Here is a 21,615-nt window from a genome sequence, read left to right on the forward strand (position 1 = left end):
AAATAAAACGACAGTATTCCGGAAACGCGAAAATAGGTATCTTTGCACTTCTTTTTACAAAATGAGTAATGCGGAAAGCGGCGTCGGTGGCCGGTTCGACCACTGACCAAGGATTACTGACTACCAATTACATGAAGACAAAAAGCATTCGCAAGGATAAAGTAAACGTGATCACACTGGGTTGTTCCAAGAATCTGGTGGATTCGGAAAACCTGATCACTCAGTTGCGGGCGAACGATTACGAGGTGCGGCACGACAGTAATGAAGATGCCAATATCATCATTGTCAATACCTGCGGTTTTATCGATCTGGCCAAGGAAGAATCGGTCAATACCATCCTGGAATACGCCGACGTGAAAAAAGACGGCGGTATTGATAAACTTTACGTGACCGGATGCCTCAGTCAACGGTATAAGGATGATCTGGAAAAGGAGATCCCGGAGGTGGATGCCTACTTCGGTACACTGGAACTTCCGGCTTTACTCTCGCGCCTGGATGCCGATTATCAGCACGATCTGATCGGGGAAAGAAATATTACTACTCCGCCGCATTACGCCTATCTGAAGATCTCGGAAGGCTGCAACCGGACCTGTTCTTTTTGCGCCATTCCGCTGATGCGGGGCAAACACATCTCCCGCCCGATCGAAGAACTGGTACGGGAAGCAAAAAATCTGGCGAGGAGAGGAGTAAAGGAGTTGATGCTTATCGCCCAGGAGCTGACCTATTACGGACTGGATCTGTATAAAGAACGCCAGCTACCGCAATTACTGCACGCACTGGCGGAAGTGGAGGGCATCGAATGGATCCGTTTGCACTATGCCTATCCGAGTAAATTTCCGCTGGAAATTTTCGATGCGATGGCAGCCCATTCCGAAGTTTGCAACTACCTCGATATTCCGCTGCAACACGCCAATGATGCCGTGCTGGACCGGATGCGCCGGCAGATCACCCGGGCGGAAACCACGGCGCTGCTGGCCGAAGCCCGAAAGCGCGTTCCGGGTCTGACCCTGCGTACCACTATGCTGGTGGGTTTCCCGGGAGAGACGGAGGAGGAGTTTGAAGATCTTTGCGACTTTGTCCGGGAGCAGCGGTTTGACCGGCTTGGGGTTTTCCAGTATTCCCACGAAGAAGATACCCGGGCGTATGACCTGGAAGACGATGTTCCGGCCGAAGTAAAAGCCGACCGGGCCAACCGACTGATGGAGATCCAGCAGGAAATTTCCTACGAGAAAAACCTGGAAAAGGTTGGAAAAACTTTCAAAGTGCTCTTTGACCGTAAGGAAGGCGGTTATTTCGTCGGTCGTACCGAAGGGGATTCTCCCGAGGTAGATAATGAAGTACTGATCCCCGCCCAGGACCAATACGTGCGTCTCGGGGACTTTGCCACCGTAAAGATCGTAGACGCTAATGAATACGATCTGATCGGCGAAGTGGTCGAGTAGCCGTCGGGCCGAATACGCCCGGAATTCTACCCCATGATACTGCCTTTGCTTATCGGTACCGCCATGTGTAGCGATAGTCAGAAATAATGCCGTCACCCGAGATCTATGGACCCGATCGATGAATATCTGAAGGAACAACTGGCTCAACGCCGGGAAGCCAACAGCCTGCGAAAGCTCCCGCCCGCGGAGGGTGGACTGGATTTCTGTTCCAATGATTATCTCGGTCTGGCGGAAGTACATTTCCCGACTTCCGAACTTCCCCGCCACGGAGCCACGGGCTCGCGTCTGATCAGTGGCAACCACGCAGAATACGAACGATTGGAACTGGAGTTGGCCCAATTTTTGCAATCCGAAGCGGCCCTGGTTTTCGGATCGGGTTACCAGGCAAATCTGGGCCTGATCTCCTGCATTGCCGGACGACAGGATACCATTCTGTACGACCAACTGGTGCACGCTTCGATCCGCGATGCCCTGCGGCTGACCAATGCCCGCTCTTTTTCCTTCCGCCATAATGATGTAGCGCACTTGCGCCAGCGATTGGATCGGTCTTCCGGCCGGGTTTTCGTTATTGTGGAGAGTGTTTATTCCATGGATGGGGACGAAGCGCCCCTTGCGGATATAGTTAACTGCTGCCGGTCCGCCGGCGCAGCCCTGATCGTGGATGAGGCCCACGCACTGGGCGTGTTGGGGCCAGCCGGCAGAGGGCTTAGTGCACTGCTCGGACTGGAAGACCTGGTCTGGGCGCGGATCTTTACCTTCGGAAAAGCCCTGGGCGTACACGGCGCGGCGGTATTGGGCAGTAAACTTTTACGGGAGTTTCTGGTGAATTTTTCCCGTCCTTTTATTTATACCACCGGGCTTCCGCAGGATACCGTACTACGCATCCGGCAATCCATTGCTTATCTGCAGGAAACGGACCGGATGGAACGGCTGCACCAGTTGATCGGTCGTTTTAAAGACGGTTTGCACCCGGGGGTACGCGAGCAACTGATCCCCAGTCGATCGGCTATCCAGAGCCTCATTGTACCGGGAAACGAAGCGGTGAAAGCAGTTGCCGGTAAACTACAGGACGCCGGCTACCGGATCCTGCCGATTCTACACCCTACGGTCCCCGCAGGAAGCGAACGACTTCGGATCTGTCTGCACAGTTTTAACCGGGAAGCGGATATCGACCGCCTGGCCGGCACCCTAAACGCTATTATGGAGCCGGCTTCCTAAGGAAATGGATACCCTTTGAATAAATCGAGAATTGCTATGAATAAAAAATACTTTGTGACCGGTATCGGTACGGAGATCGGGAAAACAGTGGTGAGTGCGGTACTGGTGCGGGCGTTGCAGGCGGACTACTGGAAACCCGTTCAATCGGGCGACCTTCATCATACAGATACGGATAAAGTAAGTGACTGGGCGGGGATGAGTGCCGATCGCATTCACCCGGAAGCGTACCGCTTGCATCTACCGATGTCCCCCCACGCCAGTGCCGAAGCGGATGGGGTAGCGATCAGGCTGGACGCCTTCCAACTGCCGGAAACGGAAAACGACCTCATCGTGGAGGGGGCCGGCGGACTGATGGTACCGCTGAACCAGGAAGACTGTATGATCGACCTGATCGCCCGTCTAAATATTCCCGTTGTATTGGTATCCAGAAATTATCTTGGGAGTATCAATCATACCCTGCTGAGTATTGAAGCTCTGAGGAGCAGAAATATCCCCATTGCCGGCCTGGTCTTCAACGGAGAAAGTGTACCTACTACCGAATCCATCATAACGACGATGACGGGTCTGGAATGTTGGTTCCGCATACCGGAACTTTCGGAAGTTAGCCCGGAGAAAATTGCGGAACTGGCGGCGGGTATCAGCTTTTAGATCCGGCTCAGCAATTCCTGTTTTTTATCCTGAAATTCTTCGTCGGTCAGTACCCCGTTTTTATGCAGTTCGGACAGCTGCTCCAGTAGCTTTAGTACTTTTCGCGGATCTTCATCCGGCAGCATTTCGGTTTTCATTTTTACCGGCGTTTTCGTTTTGGGTACCTTTTTATCGACTTGTTTGTCGCCCGAAGTAGACTTTGCGGAGCTTTTGGTAATAACCGGTAGCTTTTCCAGATCGATCCGGCCGTGCTGGCTGGTGAAGATCAGCGAATGACCGTTGCCCTGTTGCTGAGACACCCCGGAAATATGATGATCGAGCGTATCGTAAACGGTCGTTTTTCCGGTATCCTCTACCGCCAACCGGCTGCTGCCGGGGAAAAATGCATAGCGCAGGTTATTCTGGGATCCGCTGGTGGCGGGAATGCCAAGATCCGTCGGCCACCAGTTATCGGCGATCCGGTACTCCGTTTTATTTTCAGCGTCTTCTTCCTCGATAAACAGTTCCTCAGAACCGATGAGCAGGGAAAGCTGATTGCAAAGCTGTTCTACTTTGGCTTTCAGGTTGGCATTGAACATATCGCTGACCATGGTCATTCCACCTTTCATCCACTGTCCGGAACCACCCAGTTCGCGAATGTCAAATTGGGCCATGGTTCCTCCTCCGCGGACAATAGCGTGGAGGAGCGTGGTGACGGAATCAACGCTGATCTGATGTTGTTCCGCGAGTTTTTTTACGGCAGACTTGCCTTTTTCGGTTAGCTTCTTGATAATGATATTTTTTATTTTTGGGAACCGGATTTTTTCGGCAAATGTTCTATGACCTTCCTACTCATTTTCAGGAATGTTGCTAATGACCTGGGTCTCCGTATCGTAGATCAGCAATCCGGTTTCAGTGCTGTCCAAACTTCCCAATAAACGGCCATCCGTATTCCAAACACCGGACTGTCCGCCACAGAGCCCGCCGTCAGCGTGGCCAACGGCATTGACCGTCATTACCGTCATTCCGTAGCTCCGCGCGATGTCCGTAAGGCGAGCCGCCGCGGCTTCCATCCCGTTCGTAAACTTTACCACGCTCGCCAGGTAAAAACGGGCAGCATCCGCGGCGGCCCGGTCAATATGGCCCGGCACAGAGATCTCGTAGCAGATGGCCAGGGCCAGTTCGGGATGATCAGCGAGGGTTACCTGTTCATTGGGCACACTGGTAAAATACGGCTCTTCATCCGCGTGGAGATAGGTCTTGTAATACACCTGCCGCTCCCGGTCGGGATAATAGATCAGCATACTGATGGCAATCCCGTCGGCAGTTTGGAGCGGTACTCCCAAAGCGATGCGAATGGCGTGTTGTTTACTGAGTTGCTGAAAGACCTGTAGGCGGGGATCATCCGGGGCGACCGCCATATCCTTCATCAGCGTTGGTTCGTATCCGGACAGGGAGAGTTCCGGAAAGACGATCAGTTCTCCTCCGTGGGCTGCCGCCCTGCGGATACTCTCCCGGTGGGAGTTTATATTGGCCGCTATATCTCCCGGAACGGCACTTATCTGAGCCAGACAAATTTTCATAAGTCGAACATACTGGTTTATCCGACTGTATATTAGGCATTAAATGCGGATTGCGAAAGCAATGGAAGTCGCATTCTATACTGACGTAAAATTGCTTTGGGAAATCCCAAACCAGTTTAAGTGCAGCATATACTGACCAAGGTGATTTGGAAACGTTCAAACTACCTCCCATAAGTTATCAGCACGCATTGCCCTTAACTACTCAATTTCAAAGATGAAGACCTACGACCACATCATCCTGGGGAGCGGCCAGGCTACCGGAACGCTGCTGGGAAAACTGATCCCCTCCGGAGACCGCATTGCCGTGATCGAAGCCGATTCGGTCGGTGGAAGCTGTGTGAATTTCGGCTGTACACCCACCAAAACGCTGGTAGCCAGTGCCCGGGCGATCCATCAGGCCCGTTGCGGAGACCACTATGGCTTTAAGGTGGGAAATGTCCAGCCGGATTACGCCAGGATCCGGGAACGGATGAACGAGATCAGAAACGGTAGTCGCAAAAGCTTGGTTGAATGGATGACTTCTTCCGAAAATGTAGATCTGATCCGGGGTTGGGGCAAATTTACCGGGCCGCGGTCGATCCGGGTAGGAGAGGAGGAATACTCAGGAAAACACATCTACATTAATACCGGTACCCGGGCTGCAATTCCCGATATTCCGGGGATCGATACGGTAACGGCTCTGGACAGTGCGGGGCTGCTGGAACTGACTTCGCTTCCGGAACACCTGGTCATTATTGGCGGCGGATATATCGGGATCGAATTTGCCCAGATCTACCGGCGCTTCGGTGCTTCCGTCACTATACTGCAACGGGATGATCAATTGATGCCGGAGGAAGACGAGGAAGTAGGGCGGACGATCCGGGAGATCCTGGAAGCGGAAGGTGTTCGGGTGCTACTGGAGGCTGATACCCGGAAAATCGATAAGGTAGGGGACCAGATCCGTTTCCAGATCGAAAAAGGGGATGGGAGGATCACCCTGGAAGGTACCCATCTGTTGGTGGCTACCGGCCGGCGGCCAAACAGCACGGACCTCGAACTGGAAACGGCCGGGATCCAAACGGATGAAAAAGATTACATTAAAGTAGATGACTATTGCCGGACCAATGTTGAAAATGTATATGCCGTTGGGGATGTAAACGGTCGTGGGGCCTTTACCCATACCTCCGTGAATGACGCAGAGATCGTGCTCGACCTCCTGAACGGTGGAAACCGAAAGATCTCCGATCGAATACCCATTTATGCCTTGTTTTCCGATCCGCCTCTGGGGAGGGTTGGGTTATCGGAAAAAGCGGCGCGGCAGGCGGGAAGAAAGTTTCTGAAGTCTACCAAGCCGATGCAGGAGATCAGCCGGGCGAAGGAAATGGGAGCAACCCGGGGCTTTGCCAAACTACTGGTTGATCCCGAAAGTAGCCTGATCATCGGCGCTACCGTATTCGGTCCGGGCGGGGATGAGATCATCAATATGTTCGCAGCGATCATGTACAGTCAGATTCCCTGCTACGAATACCGAAAAGTAGTGCTGGTACATCCGACGGTATCCGAACTGATGCCCTGGATGCTGGACGGACTGGAAAAAGTGGAATAAGAGCCTATCCAAAAACCTTCCTTTGGTCTTAAAATAACCATCTATGGAACCTCATTTCGTCATTTCCTCCTTCCGCAGCGCTGCTTCGAAACTCGAAAGTGACTTCGTGAGCACCCAAATCTGTTCATTTTCGACAGCAAAAACGGTTTCTGGATAGGCTTGAACTTCCGGACCGTTTCGCTTCCCGGTGGCAAAAATCGGGCAGCACTGGTTTTTGTTTTTATATTTGGAAGAAATCCATCTTCCATGTTCCGAAACCAACTCTTGCTCCTACTTTTATTTTCATCCAATCTGATCCTGGCTCAAACCGAAGAACGACTCCAGGTCGAAGGTCTCGAACAAGCTGTAGAGATCATCGTCGATCACTGGGGCATCCCACATATTTACGCCCAGACGGAAGCGGACCTGTTCTTCGCCCAGGGGTATTATGCGGCGCGCGACCGGCTGTTCCAGTTTGAAATATGGCGCCGCCAATCTACCGGTACCGTGGCCGAACTGCTCGGGCCGCGGGAACTGAAGCGGGACATCGGCACCCGCCTGTTTCAATTTCGGGGGGATATAAAAGCGGAAATGAACCACTACCATCCGCGCGGCGAACTGATCATTACCGCTTTTGTGCGCGGCGTGAACGCTTATATCGCGGAAGCCCGGAAAGATCCGGAATCCCTGCCCATCGAGTTCAAAATGCTGGATATGTTGCCGGAACCCTGGACGCCGGAGGTTGTGATCTCCCGCCACCAGGGATTACTGGGCAATATCGGGGATGAAATGGATGTCACCCGGGCGGTTGCCCTACTCGGACCGGAAAAGGTGAAGGAACTGTTTTGGTTCCATCCCAATGAACCGGATCTGACCCTGGATCCTGCCATCGATACCGCACTGCTCTTCAAGGATATCATGGAATTGTACGACGCCTACCGGCAGCGGGTCAAATTTCAACCGGAAGATTTTGTAGCATCCGTAGCTAATCCCGATCGGGACGCATTCCGGAACTGGGCGGCCGCCCAGGATGCAGCCGCGGAGCGGGAAGAAAAAAGAACCACCCGTTCGATCGGTTCCAACAACTGGGCCATTGAGGGCGAACTCAGCCAGAGCGGCTATCCACTGCTCGCCAATGATCCACACCGAACCCAGGCGGTACCGTCGCTGCGGTACATGGCTCATCTGGTGGGGCCGGGCTGGAATGTGATCGGAGGCGGTGAACCGGAAATTCCCGGCATTTCCATCGGTCACAATGAATACGGCGCCTGGGGGCTTACGGTTTTTGAAACGGATGCAGAAGACCTGTACGTCTACCGGACCCATCCGGAGAATCCCGATCAGTACTGGTACCGGGGCGCCTGGGAAAATATGCTGATCATACCGGATACTATCCCGGTTAAGGGGCAGGATCCGGTGATCGTGAAACACCGATATACCCGGCACGGACCGGTATTGTACGAAAATCCGGATCGACAGCAGGCCTGTGCCCTGCGTTGCGGCTGGCTGGAGATCGGCGGATCTCCTTATCTGGCGAGCCTGCGGATGAATCAGGCCAGGGATTTTGCAGAATTCAGGGAGGCGTGCACCTACAGCCATATTCCGGGAGAGAACATGGTCTGGGCCGATAAGGCCGGAAACATCGGTTGGCAGGCGGTGGGCATCGCACCCATCCGGCGCAATTTCAGCGGCATGGTGGCCGTACCCGGCGACGGCCGTTACGAGTGGGATGGTTATCTGCCGATCCAGGCCAAACCCCACGTCTACAATCCGGAATCCGGAGTGATCATCACGGCGAACGAAAATGTAACCCCGGCCGGATACGAATATCCGGAAGCGCTGGGTTACACCTGGGCGGACCCCTACCGCGGCAACCGGATCCGCGAGGTATTGCTCTCCGGGCATAAATTCAGTATGGCGGATATGGCCCGTCTGCAGACCGATTATTTATCCATTCCTTCCCGCGAATTGCTTCCCTTGCTAAAGCGGGTCCCTATAACCGATCCGGAACTGAACCGGGCGATGGACTACCTCCGGGACTGGGATCATGTGTTGGCCGCAAACTCCGTAGCTGCCGGTATTTACAACGAATGGGAACGGCAACTGAAAGACGCCGTTACGGAAAAAATGGTACCGGCCCGGGCCCGGGAGTATTTAAGTCCGCAACTCAGGCTCATCATTCAATGGTTGTACGCTCCGGACGGGAACTGGGGAGACGATCCGCTCCGCGCCCGGGACGAGATCCTGGTTACCAGTCTGCGCCGGGCAGTGCGCAGTCTGAAACTTCGCCTGGGCAATGATATGAGCAAATGGCAATACGGACAACCGAATTACAAACACATTGTACTGCAGCATCCATTCGGCATGGCCGTTAAGGACGAGGTACGGGCCAAACTGGAAGTCGGTCCGGTGCCCCGTGGAGGCAACGGTTATACCGTAAACAGTACGAGCAATAACGATAACCAGTCGAGTGGCGGCTCCTTCCGCATGCTGATCGATACGGGCGACTGGGATTACTCGCTCGGCACCAATAATCCGGGGCAGGCGGGCAATCCGGACGATGTCCACTACCGCAATTTATTCGACATCTGGGCGAAGGATCAGTATTTTCCGGTCTTTTATTCCCGGGCGAAGGTGGAATCGGTAGCAGCCGAGCGAATACGAATGGAGTGATGGCAGGATTTGATGCTGTGGCGCAATTGACTATCTTCGCCGCATGGATCTGACGAAAACGCCACTCGAACTCAACGGAGATTTTCAATACGCACTGGACACGCTGGAAAAGACGCCCAACAGCATGTTCATTACCGGTCGTGCCGGTACAGGAAAATCGACGCTTTTACAGTTATTTCGCAATACGACCCGGAAAAAGACCGTGGTGGTAGCACCCACCGGGGTGGCTGCGCTGAACGTACGGGGGCAAACGATCCATTCCTTTTTTGGTTTCCCGCCGCGGCCGCTGGCCCGGGAGGACATTAAAAAGCGACGCAACCGAAAGCTATACAAGAACCTGCAGGTACTGGTGATCGACGAGATCTCCATGGTCCGGGCGGATCTTTTGGATAATATCGATTATTTCTTGCGGCTGAACCGCGAGAATCCGGCTCCCTTCGGCGGGGTCCAGATGGTATTTTTCGGTGATCTCTTTCAGTTGCCGCCGGTGGTGTCTTCCCCGGCTGAACACCAGCTATTCCAGAGCGTTTACGAATCTCCTTATTTCTTTTCCGCGAACGTTTTCCGCGATGGTTACGATCTGGAGATGATGGAGTTGCGTAAAGTCTACCGACAGGAAAATCGCCATTTCCTGCGCCTGCTGGACGCTTTGCGACTCAACCAGATGGATTTTGAAGATCTGGAAGACCTGAACGAACGCCACGTTCCCGGATTCAAACCCAACGGCAATTTCGTGACGCTGTCGGCCCGCAATGCCCGGGTGGATTCCATCAATCGCCAGGAAATGGATAAAATACCGCTGCCGGCCCGCACTTTTGTGGCCAAGGTAACCGGCCAGTTTCCCGAACACCTGTTCCCTACGGACGGCGGTCTGCAGCTGAAACTGGGCGCCCAGGTGATGATGGTGAAAAACGATCCGCAAAAACGCTTCGTCAACGGCAGCATCGGAAAGATCGTGGACATGACGGACGAAAAGATCACGGTAGAACTGGAAGATCGCGGCAACGTCAGCCGGGTGGAAGTAGAACAAATGGACTGGGAGATCGTGCGCTTTAAGCTGAAGGAGAACGATCCCAGTCAGATCGAAACGGAAACCATCGGTACCTTTTGCCAGTTCCCGCTGAAGCCGGCCTGGGCCATCACGATCCACAAATCGCAGGGACAGACTTTTGATAAGGTGATCATCGACCTCGGCCGGGGAGCGTTCGAACACGGTCAAACCTACGTGGCCCTCAGCCGCTGTCGTACTCTGGAAGGCATTGTGCTGACCCAACCCATCCGGCCGCGGGATGTCATGGTAGACGAAAGGGTCGTGCAGTTTTACGAAACCTATTTCTGAGCCTTCAGGGGATCACTGGTAACTCAGGCCCCAAAGGACATCCACCGGCTCGTCCGGTGCATTCAGCCAGTCTTCTTTTTTGAGATCCCGTTTTTTCATCGGCCGGATGAGGCAACGCTCCGGTGGTAAACCGGCCGCCATGAACTCTGCGGCCAACAGGCGAATGTGGTGCTGGACCAGGGGATCTTTCCGGGGCCCAACGGCTACCGTCAGCAACGCATCCGGAACGGCTTTCAGATATTGGCTGATCTCGTAAATAGCCCGGTTGCCGGCGATCCATTGCCCGGAGGAGCCGGGAGCAGTAAAAAATTCCTGATGCAGGCTGAATCCGTTCCTTTCCCAGCGAATACCCGCCAGTTTTTCCTGTACTTTCCGGCTCAGATCCGCATTTTCTGATCCGCCACCGTAATCCACCGGAACAGCGCGAGGTTCGGCCGGTCCGTTGCAGCTGGCCGGGACGATCGGAGACAGGTGGTCGATCAGCAGGTGACCGTTGTACGCTTTTCCGGTATTGTAGTAAGTGGCGGAAAAAAACAGTTGGGAACAGTCGTAGGAAGGTTGCAGGCGGACTTCGTATTCCCGCCAGTTGGTATCGCGAATGGCCTGGGTTTCGACGAGTAGCAGCTTACGCTGGCAGTGCTGGTCTCCAGCCCAGATCTGTAGTTTAACCGGTTCGGAAAAATCCATCGGTTCGCCCGTCAGGCGGCTGTAGCTGGCAAAGGATTTGGATCGGCAGGCGTAGAATCGCAGCAGGTAGCAGCTATCTTTTTGCAGGGGTTGCTCCAGGGACTGACCGAGGGTTTCCTGGGTGTTGTTGTCCCGAACGACCAATCCGGCGTAGGTCTTCCCGTGGATCGCCCGCTGGGTGACGTTCATCAAAGCGACGGGCTGAACATCGGGCGGGGTCTCTTCCGGTGGTCCGCAGAAATACCAGCCCAGAGGCGGTCTTCCCGGACCGGGAATATCTTCGAAAGACGGGTTACTCCATTGGATGACTGTAGATTGTGCGGCCAGGCTATATACAACACAAACGCCCAGCATTGACGTTGACCATTTTCTCATACCAAAGGAAACGTGGAGAGCCGAAGAAATAGTTTGCAAAAAAATGAAGTTTTCGATCGCCGGGGAGGTAGCCTCAGAACGCGCAACGACCAATACCGGCAAATATAGCCAGCCAAACCAGGCCCTTTACCAGGAAAAATAAAAAGCCGGCCACACCCAGCCGCTTGACCCATTCGCTAAGGCGACGTCGTTTCATTTTCGAAAGAAAAGCAATTAATTGTTACGGTTCTTGTGGAACATAATAAATTCCCGGGGAGTCAGATTCGTAATTTCTTTAAATACTTTATAAAAAGTAGACTTATTCTTAAAGCCGCACTGCAGAGCGATACCGTAAAGCGTCAGGTGCTGATAGTCGTCGCTCAGTAGTTTATGCTTGGCCTCATTCACCCGGAAGGTATTGATGAAATACTGGAAGTTGTGGTTGGATAAATGGTTCACTACCTGCGAGAGGTATTTGGTATTGGTATGCAAATGGTCGGCAGTGCACTTGAGAGTAAGGTTGGGATCGAGATAGGGTTGGTCTTTTTCCAGGAAGTGCTTCAGTTTCAGGAACAGTTGTACTTCCTCCACTCCTTTCAGGCTACTGGTGCTGTATTTGTTATCCAGGTCCAGCAGCGGAATATTCAATTCGTCGTCACTTACCTTATCGCCATCTACTTCGAAGGCGATAAAATTGCACAATTCGTGCTGGGCATCGAATACCGGATGGATGACCAGCCTACAGGTGTAGGCCTCACCGTTTTTCCGGTAATTGAGGATTTCGTCCTTAAACGGAATTTGAGCGGACAGTGCCTGACCGATACGCCTTACATCATTGGGATCGGTATCCGCTCCCTGTAGCAATCTTCCGGGTTGGCGACCAATGGCTTCACCCAGGGTGTAGCCCGTAAGTTCGGTAAAGTCGTTGTTTACCCAGAGTATATGTTTTCTGGCGTCCGTCAGGATAACCGCAATATTAGGTACCATATTTGCGATTTGTGTTTCTATTCATAAGAATAGATGAAAGCTAAAATAGTTTACTTGGTGCACCGAAATAATGTTTCCGATAGGTCCAAGTTATTAAGGGAAAACTACTTAAAAAAAATGGCAATTCCAATATTTCTAACTTGTAAAAACACTACGCTTACATGATTTTCGTCATATTTGACGCCCATTTCCGGGCACGGGCGCTTTCCCCGTCCTCTGCAAACAATTTATTTTCATAATCAAAGCGGGTCCACTATATTTGGAGCGCCACCGGGTAATCATAAGCAACAATATGGATCGTCAAAATAAAAGCAATACGGAGCGCAGGGGATTTGAGGCATTTGATTTTGTCATGCCTCTGCCTTTACCGGACGATGTTGTTGATATTTTCCAACTCGCGAACGGCCGTCCCGAAATGGCCGTTTCCCTGCTGGAAGAATTGGTTCGCGGCAAACTGTCTCAGGAATTATCCACGGATTTTAAGACCGTAAAGTGGGCTTTCGAGCAAAGTGTGGAACTCCAAAACCGCACCCGCCTGTACGGTGGCCACTGGCTGTGGCTGGGTTTTCCCTTTATTCAGGTTGCAAAAGCGGACCGGGCCTTTATCGCCCCCCTTTGGTTGTGGCCGCTGCAGCTGAAGGCGCCCACCGATACCCGGGAGGGCTGGCTGCTGGAAACGGCGCCGGATACTCCACCCCAGCTGAATCCCCGCCTGGACGCCATCTTTCGCGAACAGTTGGGGTGGGAAGATGCTGCGCCCTGGTGGCAATCTGCCGGTGGAGAGCTCAACAGCTTGTCGGAACTTTCCAGTCTGGTGAGTGTACTGGTGGACAAGATGCAGATCGACAGTTACAGTCAGTCGGTTTCTATCAGCCCCTGGTCGGCGGGAGCTTTTCTGCCCGCGGGGCAGGACGGACGGAAGTTGATCTGGTCCGGCCTGATGGGGATCTTTCCTCCTTCTTTTCCGGAAGCAGCCGCTGCGCAGGACTTACCGCCGGAGAAAAAGGGTGAAAAAACGATTGAACATTCTTTTGGCCTACTGGAACGGGATCCCTGGCAGGAAACCGCTTTTCAGCTAACCCGGACGAACCGGGGCACGCTCGTACACGGTGCCGCCAAAAGCGGGAAATCCACCCTGCTGAAAGATATGCTGGTAAATGCACTCAGCCGGGGAGAACGCTGCCTGGTCCTGTCGGATCGGATGGAGGTACTCAAAGGAGTGCAGGAAGGCCTGGCGGAGATCGGCCTGCAGGAACTGGTGGTGCTCTTCCACCAGGTGCGGGACGAATCCGGGCTGGTATTGCAACTGATCCGAAATAGTGCCAAACAAAAGAAAAAAAGCACTTTTGCCGCTAACACCTTTCGCCAGCAACTCGGCAAACTGGACAAACTGAAAATTCAACTGGATCGCGCCTACCGGGCCGCTAACAAGAAGATACTGGGCCCCTATACCTGGACCCAGGTGAGCGGCCTGTACCTGGCCGCAGCCCGCCTGGAAAGCAAAGCCCTGCTGGGCAGCCAGCTCAACGCCCAGGATTTCGATCTCGGCTTTGAACGCTACCAGCTGCTGCGCGACAAACTGGATTACAGCCAGGCGCTGTTCAATGAGATCAGAACCCTAAATCATCCGCTGACGGTACTCAATGCCGGAATATTTGTGCACCAGGAAAAAGAGGAAGCCCGGTCCTTCATCTTTGCCAGAATGGGGGAGATCACCGAAGCCGCAACAACGCTCCAGCATCGCTTTATCCTGGAGCAAAATGACTACGGAGACCGGCTGGTGGAGAGCTACGAACAGTTTTACCGGCAACTGAATGAACAAACCAGAAGTCTTTACGAAAAAGTCAATACTTACCGCAAGACCTTCGGCCGCGATCCTCTGGAATCTACCAAAACGACCCTGAAACTCTACGCCCGTTTCTCCGATAAATTTCGCAGGACACTCGCTGCCAAAGAAGACCTGGCCCGGAGCTACCAGGAGCTGGAAAAGACACTAAAGGACCGTCCCTATTTCCACCATGATTTTCTGCCGCTAACGGAAAGACACCTACTCGGCAAACTGAGCAGTAACCTGGAAAGTCTGCAGAATCAGCTCAGGGCCTGGCGGGAACAACTCGGTCAGTCTGTCCAGGATGAACTCCTTCGGCTCAGCTCCAAAACGGTGCACGCCGAGTTGCCGGGCTACCAGCGGATCGAAGAACTGGAAACAGACCTTGACCTGCTCGTTGAAGGACTGAACGATTCGGGCTTGTTTCAGCTGCCCCTGGAAAACAAGAACCTGACCCTACCCAAGCGGCAGCGCTTCCTGGAAGAGATCCTGGAAAAAATGGACCTGCTGCGGTTCAATATGCGGGATTTTGACCGTTTTTACGAGTGGCAACGCTACTGGTTCGGACTGCCCGCCGAAGCCCGTCGGATCATTACAGCGCTGGTGAAGGTAAAACCGGACGACTGGCCGGCCGCTTTTTCGTCCTGGTACCTACACCACCAGCTACTCCATACGGCTGATCCCAATCTGCCCGAGAAAGAGAGCGAACTGGAGGATTTTGTGACGGGCCTGCACCAGTTACGGCGTCAACTTCCCGATCAGATCCGTGATCACTGGGCCGATCGACGCGCCGGGATACTCCACCAGCTGAAAAAAGAAAGGAGGCCACTGTACGATTACCTCACCGCAAAAAAGGACCAGGGCAGGCGGTTGTCCCTGCACACCTTCAAGGAAGCACTGTCAAGCTTTTTTCCGGTCATCCTTTCCTCGCCATTGTCCGATTATCCTTTTCTCGATCCCGAACGGGGCTACGATCTTATTCTGGTGGACGAAGCCCATACTTTATCGACTGATCTCCTTCGGGTCTGGGAGCAAAAATGCCGCCGGATGGTCCTGTTCCAAAATCCGGCTTACGGTAACCTGGAACTGGCCGAATGGGCCCGTCGGCAGGCCTGGCCACAGATAGAACTCGGTGGAGACTATTCGGAGCGCCTCCCGAACATTCAACTGGAGGAGGTGGAAGGACGTTACAACTCCCGGCAGTCGATCAATGACGAAGAGGCTCGTAAATTGCTGAGTCTGCTGAATACCGTGGAGGAAAATCCCCAGCGCACACTGCCTAAGTTGAGCATCGTCTGTTTCACCCGACCCCAGCGCAATCTGATCCTGCAGTATCTGGACCGGATCAAACGACAACGGCTGGCCGGCTTTGAAAAGGTACAACAGCTGGAACGGAACGGCCTGGGCGTTTACGTACCGGATGAACTCTACGGATTGACGACCGATCTGCTGATCGTTTCCTGTACCTACGGTCGTACCGGGGCGGCGGATCAACTGACTACGGACATCCAAAATCTGGACCATATAATCACTCCCGGACTGGTACCGCTGCTGCGCTCGCGTGCGCGGGAGGGACAGATCATTTTGCATTCTATTCCGGAGGAGGACCTCTACCGGCTTTCCCGCGATCGCTCCGATCGCAATACCGTGCAACTCGCCCGCTGGTTACTCCGGCTGCGGGCCGAACCGGTAGATGCACCCCCGCAACGGGGAGAAGAGGATCCCGTTCATCCGCTGGCGGCGGAGATCGCCTGGCACGTTGCGGATCAGGTACGCACCGACCGCCTGGCCTTTGCGGTGCCTTTCCAGCGCGCCAATCTGCCCCTGACAGTCACTCCGCTGCGGGAGGAAGGCCGCCTGGCTCTACTGCTGAACGGATATCTGGCCGAGACGCCTTTTGCGAGTTACGAATGGGAATGGAATCAACGCCGGGCGTTGGAAGCGGAAGGCTACCGGATCTATCCGGTCTGGTCGGTCAGTTGGTGGAAACGTCCGGAGCAGGCGGCGGCAGAATTTGCCCAAATGGTGAATACTTCCGGCGAAGAAGAGGAGTGAATAACAAGACGCAGTCGGTCGGTAATTCCCTTACCCAGGCTGTCATCCAGAAGACTTTTTTCAAACATTAACCCTTCTTAAGATTTTGATGACGCTATTTAACAAAAAATATACGGTTTTTGCATTAATATTTTCCCGAATTTTTGGAACTTAGGGCGAAGCTCGGACGTAAGAATATTTGGGAAGCCTTCGAGCGACATCATTCTATCTGCACCAAGACCAAATTAAGACGGGAAAATCATAATCTAGGAGCTAGTTTGAGACTACACAAAGCGACTCGACCTATTACCGTCGCGCATTGTTTCGAACGACCTCCACTGTAATTGGAAAAATAGGAAAAAGATGAAAACGACCTTTCTGGGCCTGTTGTTTGTTATGTTGTGTTTGGTAGCCTGTAGGCATGAGGAGCCACTTGAATGGTCGGATACCCCTTACCTTAATGTAAGCTCACCCTGGGTTGATTCCAACCTCCAATCCCTCAGTCTGGATGAAAAAATGGGGCAATTGCTGTACCTGGACGTGAATGCGGCCCGTCACAGCCCCCGCGAGATCATAGAATGGAACCGCATCAATTATTTCGGCGGACTGCAGGTATACGGGCTTTCCGTTGCGGATTACCGGAAGCTGGAACAGCAGATCCGTACCGAAAGCCGGATCTCACCGCTTATCGGAACTAAGGAGCAGGTGCTGCTCAACAATCAATTTGCGGAAGCCGGAGAGGTGCCCGGAGCGGACGTTTTGCCCTATTTGTCGGAAAACGATAGCTTACGTCAGCTGAGCCGTGAGTTATTCCGGCAGCAGATGAGCGGCCTGGGTTTCAATGCGCAGTTCAGCCCTTACCGCTTGTTTGCAGATCCATCGGAAGACCTGCTGGCCCAATACCATTTACAGTTTGTGGAAGATCTGCCCGCAGATGCCATTCAGCGGGTGCAGGATAGCGTATACTGGGATTTCACCGCTAAGAATCAACTTCAATACCTACAGAACCGCGGAGTGGCCGGCTTTTCCCTGCCTACCGGTTTTCTGGAAAAAAATAATCTGTCTCCGGTCCAGCTGGCGGACTTGTTCCGCAATCAGCTGGATTTTAAAGGACTCCTCGTCGCGGAGGCCAAACCCGAAGATGCACTGTTGTTGCTGGCCGGCACAGTTGACCTTTTACGTATAAACGGGGATCCAATCCCGGTGGTCGATCAACTCCGCGAAGCCTACCGGAGCGAAGTGCTGACCGATCGTGAACTGGAAGTACGGGTCTCTAAAGTCCTGCAGGCCAAAGAGTGGCTTCGGCAGCAGGCCGTGGAGGTGGAAGCCGCCCAGTTGGCAAAAGCCGCTTCGGAAAATGTAACCTACGACCGGGCAAGTGTACTGCCCCCTGTGCTGGGTAAAAGCCGGGAAACTGCTGATTCCTTGTCCGGATCGGAGCCGGAGACGATCGATGAGCATTTCGACAAAAATCGCTGGCGTCTTCTGAGCCGTCAGTTCTACGAAAGATCAAGCGTACTGCTGAACAACCGCCATCAGTTGCTGCCCTTCCGGGACCTTTATCGCCATTATTTCCGGCTGGTCCATCTGGGAGGAGAAAGTCGTGACGATTTGGAAAGCGCTTTCGGTCATTATGCCGATTTTTCAAAATATTATCACCTCCCCGAAGCGGAAGGTCGCTATCCCCGCCTGCGGATCACGCCTACCAAGCGGGAGATCTGTGTGGTGAGTATGCACGAGGACCTGGAAGCTAAAAAGGATTCTGTACTGCTGCACGATCTCCGCCAGTTGGCCAAAGACCGGGAAGTGGTCTTGTTACATTTCGGTACGGAAGCCGGGCTGGCCGCGCTGGATACGGCCTTTTCCATCCTGCACTTCCCCGAGATGAACCGCACCACGCAGGAACTGGCAGCCCAGATCCTGTTTGGAGGGGCCAGTCCGCAGGGCAAGTTGCCGCAGGACGTCAATGCCTATTTTCGGGCCGGAATCGGGGATGAACTGCCGGTGACCCGCTTGTCTTATCAGATACCGGAAGCGCTGGGCATCTCGCCCGAAAAACTGGTTGGTATCGATGCCATCGCGAAGAGTGCCATTGAAGACGGTGCTTTTCCCGGGTGTCAGGTCCTGGTGGCCAAAAGCGGTTCGGTGATCTATTCCAAAGCTTTCGGTTACCACGATTACGACCGCAAGCGCAAGGTAGAAATGACCGACCTCTACGATGTCGCCTCGATCACCAAAGTAGCCGCTACGACGCTCGCTGCGATGAAGCTGTACGAACAGGGCAAATATGAGGTGAATGACCGCTTGAAAAATTACATCGACTGTCCGTCCGGTTCCACGATCAAGAATATTCAGGTTAAAAAACTGCTGATACATCAGTCCGGACTGCAGCCGCATATGCCGGTGGTGCCCTATCTGTTGTACCGGGATACCGACAATGTTGGCTGTGACAGTTTCTTCTGCAGTCAGGTCAGCGAGGATTATCCCTACCAGATAGCCGATAATTTCTACTTCAATAAAGCCAACCACGATAAGATCTGGGAAGATATTCACAAAATCTCCGTGGGTAGCCAACGCCGGTATCGCTACAGTGACGCCAATTTCTTTCTGGTACAGCAGGTACTGGAAAGTGTAAGCGGTATCCCGCTGGATGATCTCGTTCGTCAGTATTTCTACACCCCGCTGGGTTTGCGCTACACGACTTACCGTCCGCTGGAGCGCTTTCCACTGGATCGTATCGTACCGACGCAGGACGACGATCGCTGGCGCCATCAGAAAGTTCACGGTTATGTACACGATGAAACGGCGGCGCTCCTGGGGGGCGTTTCCGGTCATGCCGGGCTGTTTGCCAATGCTGAGGACCTGGCCGTGATCTTCCAGATGCTGCTCAATAAGGGTTACTACGGAGATCGTCAGTATCTGGAGCCCGAAACGATTGATCTGTTCACCACCGCCGACCACGGCAACCACCGGGGTTATGGCTTTGATACGGCCCATCCGGACAGCCGTTCGGCCTTCGCCGAAAGTGCTTCCCAGAGAAGCTTCGGTCATACCGGATTTACGGGCACCTGCGTGTGGGCCGATCCGGATAACGATCTGGTCTTTGTGTTCCTGTCCAACCGGATCAATCCGAGCGTACGGAACAAGAAATTGTTCCAGAATCGGGTACGGGAACGGATGCATCAGGTCGTTTACGATGCACTGGATACCTACTCGCCGCAGATTGCCGAGCGGCAGATCGTGATGGAGTAGAAGCCCTTTGGTGTCATTTCCTATTGCGGCTTGTGCTTCCCAAAGAAAAAGGATAAATTGTGTGAGTACCAAAAATGTTAAAACGGTGCCCGCAATTCGTCTTTCTCTGTTCATCCTCTTTTTGTTTCTGGTCTACCCGAATTTTGCCCAAGAGGGCAACTATGTGATCGGGTTCGAAGCCGGTCCGGCCCGGACGCTATTCGCAGTTCCGGATTTCAAAGATGATCCGGGGATTGGGGTAGAGCTTGGTGCTCCCATCGGCTTTCAGATCGGATTGCAGCATGACGTATGGCAGCGGCGGGCCTGGAAAACTTCCCTGTACGCTGCCTGGGCCCATTTCCAGCCTACCGTTGAACTCTACCAAAATGCTTACGGCGGCGGTAGCAGCCAGTCGGGGCAGTTCACCTTTGACCAGCTCTACCTATCATTGCTGCCGGCCATTCGGCTGGACGGATCTATCCAGACTGCTTTCAGTGTGGGTGGGTACGCAGGTTTTACCTTTAACGATCCGAAAATAGACCTTAGCCGGAAACGCTGGAACCTGTTTGATCAAAGTACGGAAGAAGAGCAACTGGAGGTTCGCCAGCGTGCAATCTGGAACCGCTGGAATGCCGGTCTGGAAATATCGGTCGGTTTCGTTTTACCGAAGTATTTAAGATCTTACAGTTTGCGGGTCTTTTACCGGCACGGTTTATCCGACCAACAGCGCCGGGAGATCTTTCCTCATGCCGTGAAGACCCGTCATTTTGGTTTGTTGCTCGGCTATCATTTTTACCGTATTTCCAAATTCAGAACTTATTATTTTCGCTAAATCTTTAACCGAAAAGTATACGGGTTTCGTCAGAGTTTGTAAATTGAACGGATCAATAAACTGACTGTTGGATGAACTGATAAAGCTGTATCACATGGAAAAGATAGAGATCCGTCCCCGTTTTCAGTACAGTAGCCCTTTGCCGCCGGAAAAGGTCCTGCAGGCTTTGGAAGAGGCTTTATCCCGGGAAAATGCTCCCATCAACGGTCTGGTGATTGATCATCACGTTTACCTGCGCATCCCGCACGAGGACCAGCATTTCTGGTCTCCGCAACTTGCTCTGGAAGTGGAGGCGGCGGAAGAAGGAAGTCAGATCAACGGCTTATTCGGACCGAGAGAATCGGTCTGGCTGATGTACATTTTCTTTTACGCCCTGATGGCTTTCCTGAGCGTGATCGTAATGATCATGGGTTTTTCCCAACTCAATCTGGGCTTATCGGCCCGCATTCTCTGGGCCCTGCCGGTACTGCTGGCGTTATTCGTGCTGGCTTACCTGACGGCGCGGGCCGGGCAGAAACTCGGGCACGATGAAATGCATTTGCTGTATGACTTTTTTCGCGGTGCGGTCAAATCCTGAAATAATCCAGTATTCAATCCCGTAATTTTAACCGGCTTTTCTTCGTTCCTTAGCGTGCGTCCTTCATCTCCCTGCCAAAAGGGAAAATTGTCTAAAACAAATTCCGAATGAGTTTGACTGCCTTGGCCATACGGCCGATCCGTCCGGAAGACTGCCGGATGATCAGTGCGGCCTTTACCCGTCAGGGGTGGAATAAACCGGTAAGCCAGTACGAGCGATACTGCCGGCTACAGAATGAGGGCACCCGCGATGTGCTACTGGCCGAGTGGGACGGCGATTTTGCCGGATACCTGACCATCCAGTGGATCTCTCACTACCAGCCTTTCCGGGAAGCTTCAATTCCGGAGATCGTGGATTTTAATGTGTTGAAAAAATACCAGCGAAGAGGGATCGGCAGTGCGCTGCTGGACGAAGCGGAAATGCGCATCAAGCGGGTATCGGTGCGGGCGGGTATCGGCGTCGGTATGACGCGGGATTACGGTCCGGCGCAGATCCTCTACGTAAAAAGAGGGTATGTGCCGTGTGTATAACAAATTGCACAAAATCGTAACTTGTAAATGAACCGACAAAACCTGAGTTATGAAATCCGAAGAAAAAGTAGATGCCATATTAGAATCAATGCGAGAAGAGGTACAGCAA

The 21,615-nt window shown here is 53.2% G+C and carries 15 protein-coding genes; 11 read left to right on the forward strand and 4 right to left on the reverse strand.

Going from position 1 to position 21,615, the window contains the following annotated elements; genetic code table 11:
* The first annotated feature begins 131 nt into the window (after positions 1–131).
* The 3 genes from rimO (at position 132) to bioD (ending at position 3,308) form a co-directional block, all read left to right on the forward strand.
* Positions 132–1,442: a 30S ribosomal protein S12 methylthiotransferase RimO gene (gene rimO / locus CRP01_RS35500; protein ID WP_099154858.1), complete on the forward strand. Its 1,311-nt coding sequence runs from the start codon at positions 132–134 to the stop codon at positions 1,440–1,442.
* Between the two features lie 105 nt (positions 1,443–1,547).
* Positions 1,548–2,660: an aminotransferase class I/II-fold pyridoxal phosphate-dependent enzyme gene (locus CRP01_RS35505; protein ID WP_099154843.1), complete on the forward strand. Its 1,113-nt coding sequence runs from the start codon at positions 1,548–1,550 to the stop codon at positions 2,658–2,660.
* A 36-nt stretch (positions 2,661–2,696) separates the two neighbouring features.
* On the forward strand, positions 2,697–3,308 hold the full coding sequence (gene bioD / locus CRP01_RS35510; RefSeq protein WP_099154844.1) for a dethiobiotin synthase: 612 nt from the start codon (positions 2,697–2,699) through the stop codon (positions 3,306–3,308).
* Here the strand turns inward: bioD and CRP01_RS35515 are convergent.
* Together CRP01_RS35515 and CRP01_RS35520 are read right to left on the reverse strand one after the other, a co-directional pair.
* Complete coding sequence (locus CRP01_RS35515; protein WP_222845893.1) at positions 3,305–3,961, reverse strand: SHOCT domain-containing protein; 657 nt, start codon at positions 3,959–3,961, stop codon at positions 3,305–3,307. The genes bioD and CRP01_RS35515 overlap by 4 nt on opposite strands.
* A 174-nt stretch (positions 3,962–4,135) precedes the next feature.
* Positions 4,136–4,870, reverse strand: coding sequence for a carbon-nitrogen hydrolase family protein (locus tag CRP01_RS35520; protein ID WP_099154846.1), 735 nt, complete (start codon positions 4,868–4,870; stop codon positions 4,136–4,138).
* A 214-nt stretch (positions 4,871–5,084) separates the two neighbouring features.
* Between CRP01_RS35520 and CRP01_RS35525 the strand changes: the two genes are divergently transcribed.
* The 3 genes from CRP01_RS35525 to CRP01_RS35535 all read left to right on the forward strand — a co-directional run bounded on the left by CRP01_RS35525 (position 5,085) and on the right by CRP01_RS35535 (position 10,446).
* A complete protein-coding gene (locus tag CRP01_RS35525) occupies positions 5,085–6,455 on the forward strand; it encodes a mercuric reductase (protein WP_099154847.1) in 1,371 nt (456 codons plus the stop codon).
* 246 nt (positions 6,456–6,701) lie between these two features.
* Positions 6,702–9,107 (forward strand): penicillin acylase family protein, encoded by a 2,406-nt coding sequence (locus tag CRP01_RS35530; protein WP_099154859.1) that lies wholly within the window; start codon positions 6,702–6,704, stop codon positions 9,105–9,107.
* A gap of 43 nt (positions 9,108–9,150) precedes the next feature.
* The gene (locus tag CRP01_RS35535; RefSeq protein WP_099154848.1) at positions 9,151–10,446 is read left to right on the forward strand and encodes an ATP-dependent DNA helicase; all 1,296 of its coding nucleotides are present in this window, start codon (positions 9,151–9,153) and stop codon (positions 10,444–10,446) included.
* A gap of 12 nt (positions 10,447–10,458) precedes the next feature.
* Here CRP01_RS35535 and CRP01_RS35540 read toward each other — a convergent pair whose 3' ends face one another.
* Both CRP01_RS35540 and CRP01_RS35545 read right to left on the reverse strand, forming a co-directional pair.
* Complete coding sequence (locus tag CRP01_RS35540; RefSeq protein WP_170110681.1) at positions 10,459–11,547, reverse strand: hypothetical protein; 1,089 nt, start codon at positions 11,545–11,547, stop codon at positions 10,459–10,461.
* Positions 11,548–11,721: 174 nt separating this feature from the next.
* Entirely contained in the window at positions 11,722–12,474 is a 753-nt protein-coding gene (locus CRP01_RS35545; protein ID WP_099154850.1) for a helix-turn-helix domain-containing protein, read from the reverse strand.
* A gap of 292 nt (positions 12,475–12,766) precedes the next feature.
* Here CRP01_RS35545 and CRP01_RS35550 point away from each other — a divergent pair, with 292 nt between their 5' ends.
* The 5 genes from CRP01_RS35550 (at position 12,767) to CRP01_RS35570 (ending at position 21,506) form a co-directional block, all read left to right on the forward strand.
* The gene (locus tag CRP01_RS35550) at positions 12,767–16,357 is read left to right on the forward strand and encodes a hypothetical protein (RefSeq protein ID WP_143473686.1); all 3,591 of its coding nucleotides are present in this window, start codon (positions 12,767–12,769) and stop codon (positions 16,355–16,357) included.
* Between the two features lie 342 nt (positions 16,358–16,699).
* On the forward strand, positions 16,700–19,588 hold the full coding sequence (locus CRP01_RS35555; RefSeq protein ID WP_099154852.1) for a serine hydrolase: 2,889 nt from the start codon (positions 16,700–16,702) through the stop codon (positions 19,586–19,588).
* Positions 19,589–19,649: 61 nt separating this feature from the next.
* Positions 19,650–20,399: a hypothetical protein gene (locus CRP01_RS35560; RefSeq protein WP_099154853.1), complete on the forward strand. Its 750-nt coding sequence runs from the start codon at positions 19,650–19,652 to the stop codon at positions 20,397–20,399.
* 94 nt (positions 20,400–20,493) lie between these two features.
* Complete coding sequence (locus CRP01_RS35565) at positions 20,494–20,976, forward strand: hypothetical protein (protein ID WP_143473687.1); 483 nt, start codon at positions 20,494–20,496, stop codon at positions 20,974–20,976.
* 107 nt (positions 20,977–21,083) lie between these two features.
* Complete coding sequence (locus CRP01_RS35570; RefSeq protein ID WP_099154855.1) at positions 21,084–21,506, forward strand: GNAT family N-acetyltransferase; 423 nt, start codon at positions 21,084–21,086, stop codon at positions 21,504–21,506.
* Positions 21,507–21,615: the final 109 nt, after the last annotated feature.

It is taken from the genome of Flavilitoribacter nigricans DSM 23189 = NBRC 102662, from assembly GCF_002646595.1.
GTDB classification, from domain to species: domain Bacteria; phylum Bacteroidota; class Bacteroidia; order Chitinophagales; family Saprospiraceae; genus Flavilitoribacter; species Flavilitoribacter nigricans.

What these genes read in the sequence shown, in the direction of transcription:
- rimO (WP_099154858.1), top strand. Translation starts at nt 132, where the DNA reads ATGAAGACAAAAAGCATTCGCAAGGATAAAGTAAACGTGATCACACTG.
- CRP01_RS35505 (WP_099154843.1), top strand. Translation starts at nt 1,548, where the DNA reads ATGGACCCGATCGATGAATATCTGAAGGAACAACTGGCTCAACGCCGG.
- bioD (WP_099154844.1), top strand. Translation starts at nt 2,697, where the DNA reads ATGAATAAAAAATACTTTGTGACCGGTATCGGTACGGAGATCGGGAAA.
- CRP01_RS35515 (WP_222845893.1), bottom strand. Translation starts at nt 3,961, where the DNA reads ATGGCCCAATTTGACATTCGCGAACTGGGTGGTTCCGGACAGTGGATG.
- CRP01_RS35520 (WP_099154846.1), bottom strand. Translation starts at nt 4,870, where the DNA reads ATGAAAATTTGTCTGGCTCAGATAAGTGCCGTTCCGGGAGATATAGCG.
- CRP01_RS35525 (WP_099154847.1), top strand. Translation starts at nt 5,085, where the DNA reads ATGAAGACCTACGACCACATCATCCTGGGGAGCGGCCAGGCTACCGGA.
- CRP01_RS35530 (WP_099154859.1), top strand. Translation starts at nt 6,702, where the DNA reads ATGTTCCGAAACCAACTCTTGCTCCTACTTTTATTTTCATCCAATCTG.
- CRP01_RS35535 (WP_099154848.1), top strand. Translation starts at nt 9,151, where the DNA reads ATGGATCTGACGAAAACGCCACTCGAACTCAACGGAGATTTTCAATAC.
- CRP01_RS35545 (WP_099154850.1), bottom strand. Translation starts at nt 12,474, where the DNA reads ATGGTACCTAATATTGCGGTTATCCTGACGGACGCCAGAAAACATATA.
- CRP01_RS35550 (WP_143473686.1), top strand. Translation starts at nt 12,767, where the DNA reads ATGGATCGTCAAAATAAAAGCAATACGGAGCGCAGGGGATTTGAGGCA.
- CRP01_RS35555 (WP_099154852.1), top strand. Translation starts at nt 16,700, where the DNA reads ATGAAAACGACCTTTCTGGGCCTGTTGTTTGTTATGTTGTGTTTGGTA.
- CRP01_RS35565 (WP_143473687.1), top strand. Translation starts at nt 20,494, where the DNA reads ATGGAAAAGATAGAGATCCGTCCCCGTTTTCAGTACAGTAGCCCTTTG.
- CRP01_RS35570 (WP_099154855.1), top strand. Translation starts at nt 21,084, where the DNA reads ATGAGTTTGACTGCCTTGGCCATACGGCCGATCCGTCCGGAAGACTGC.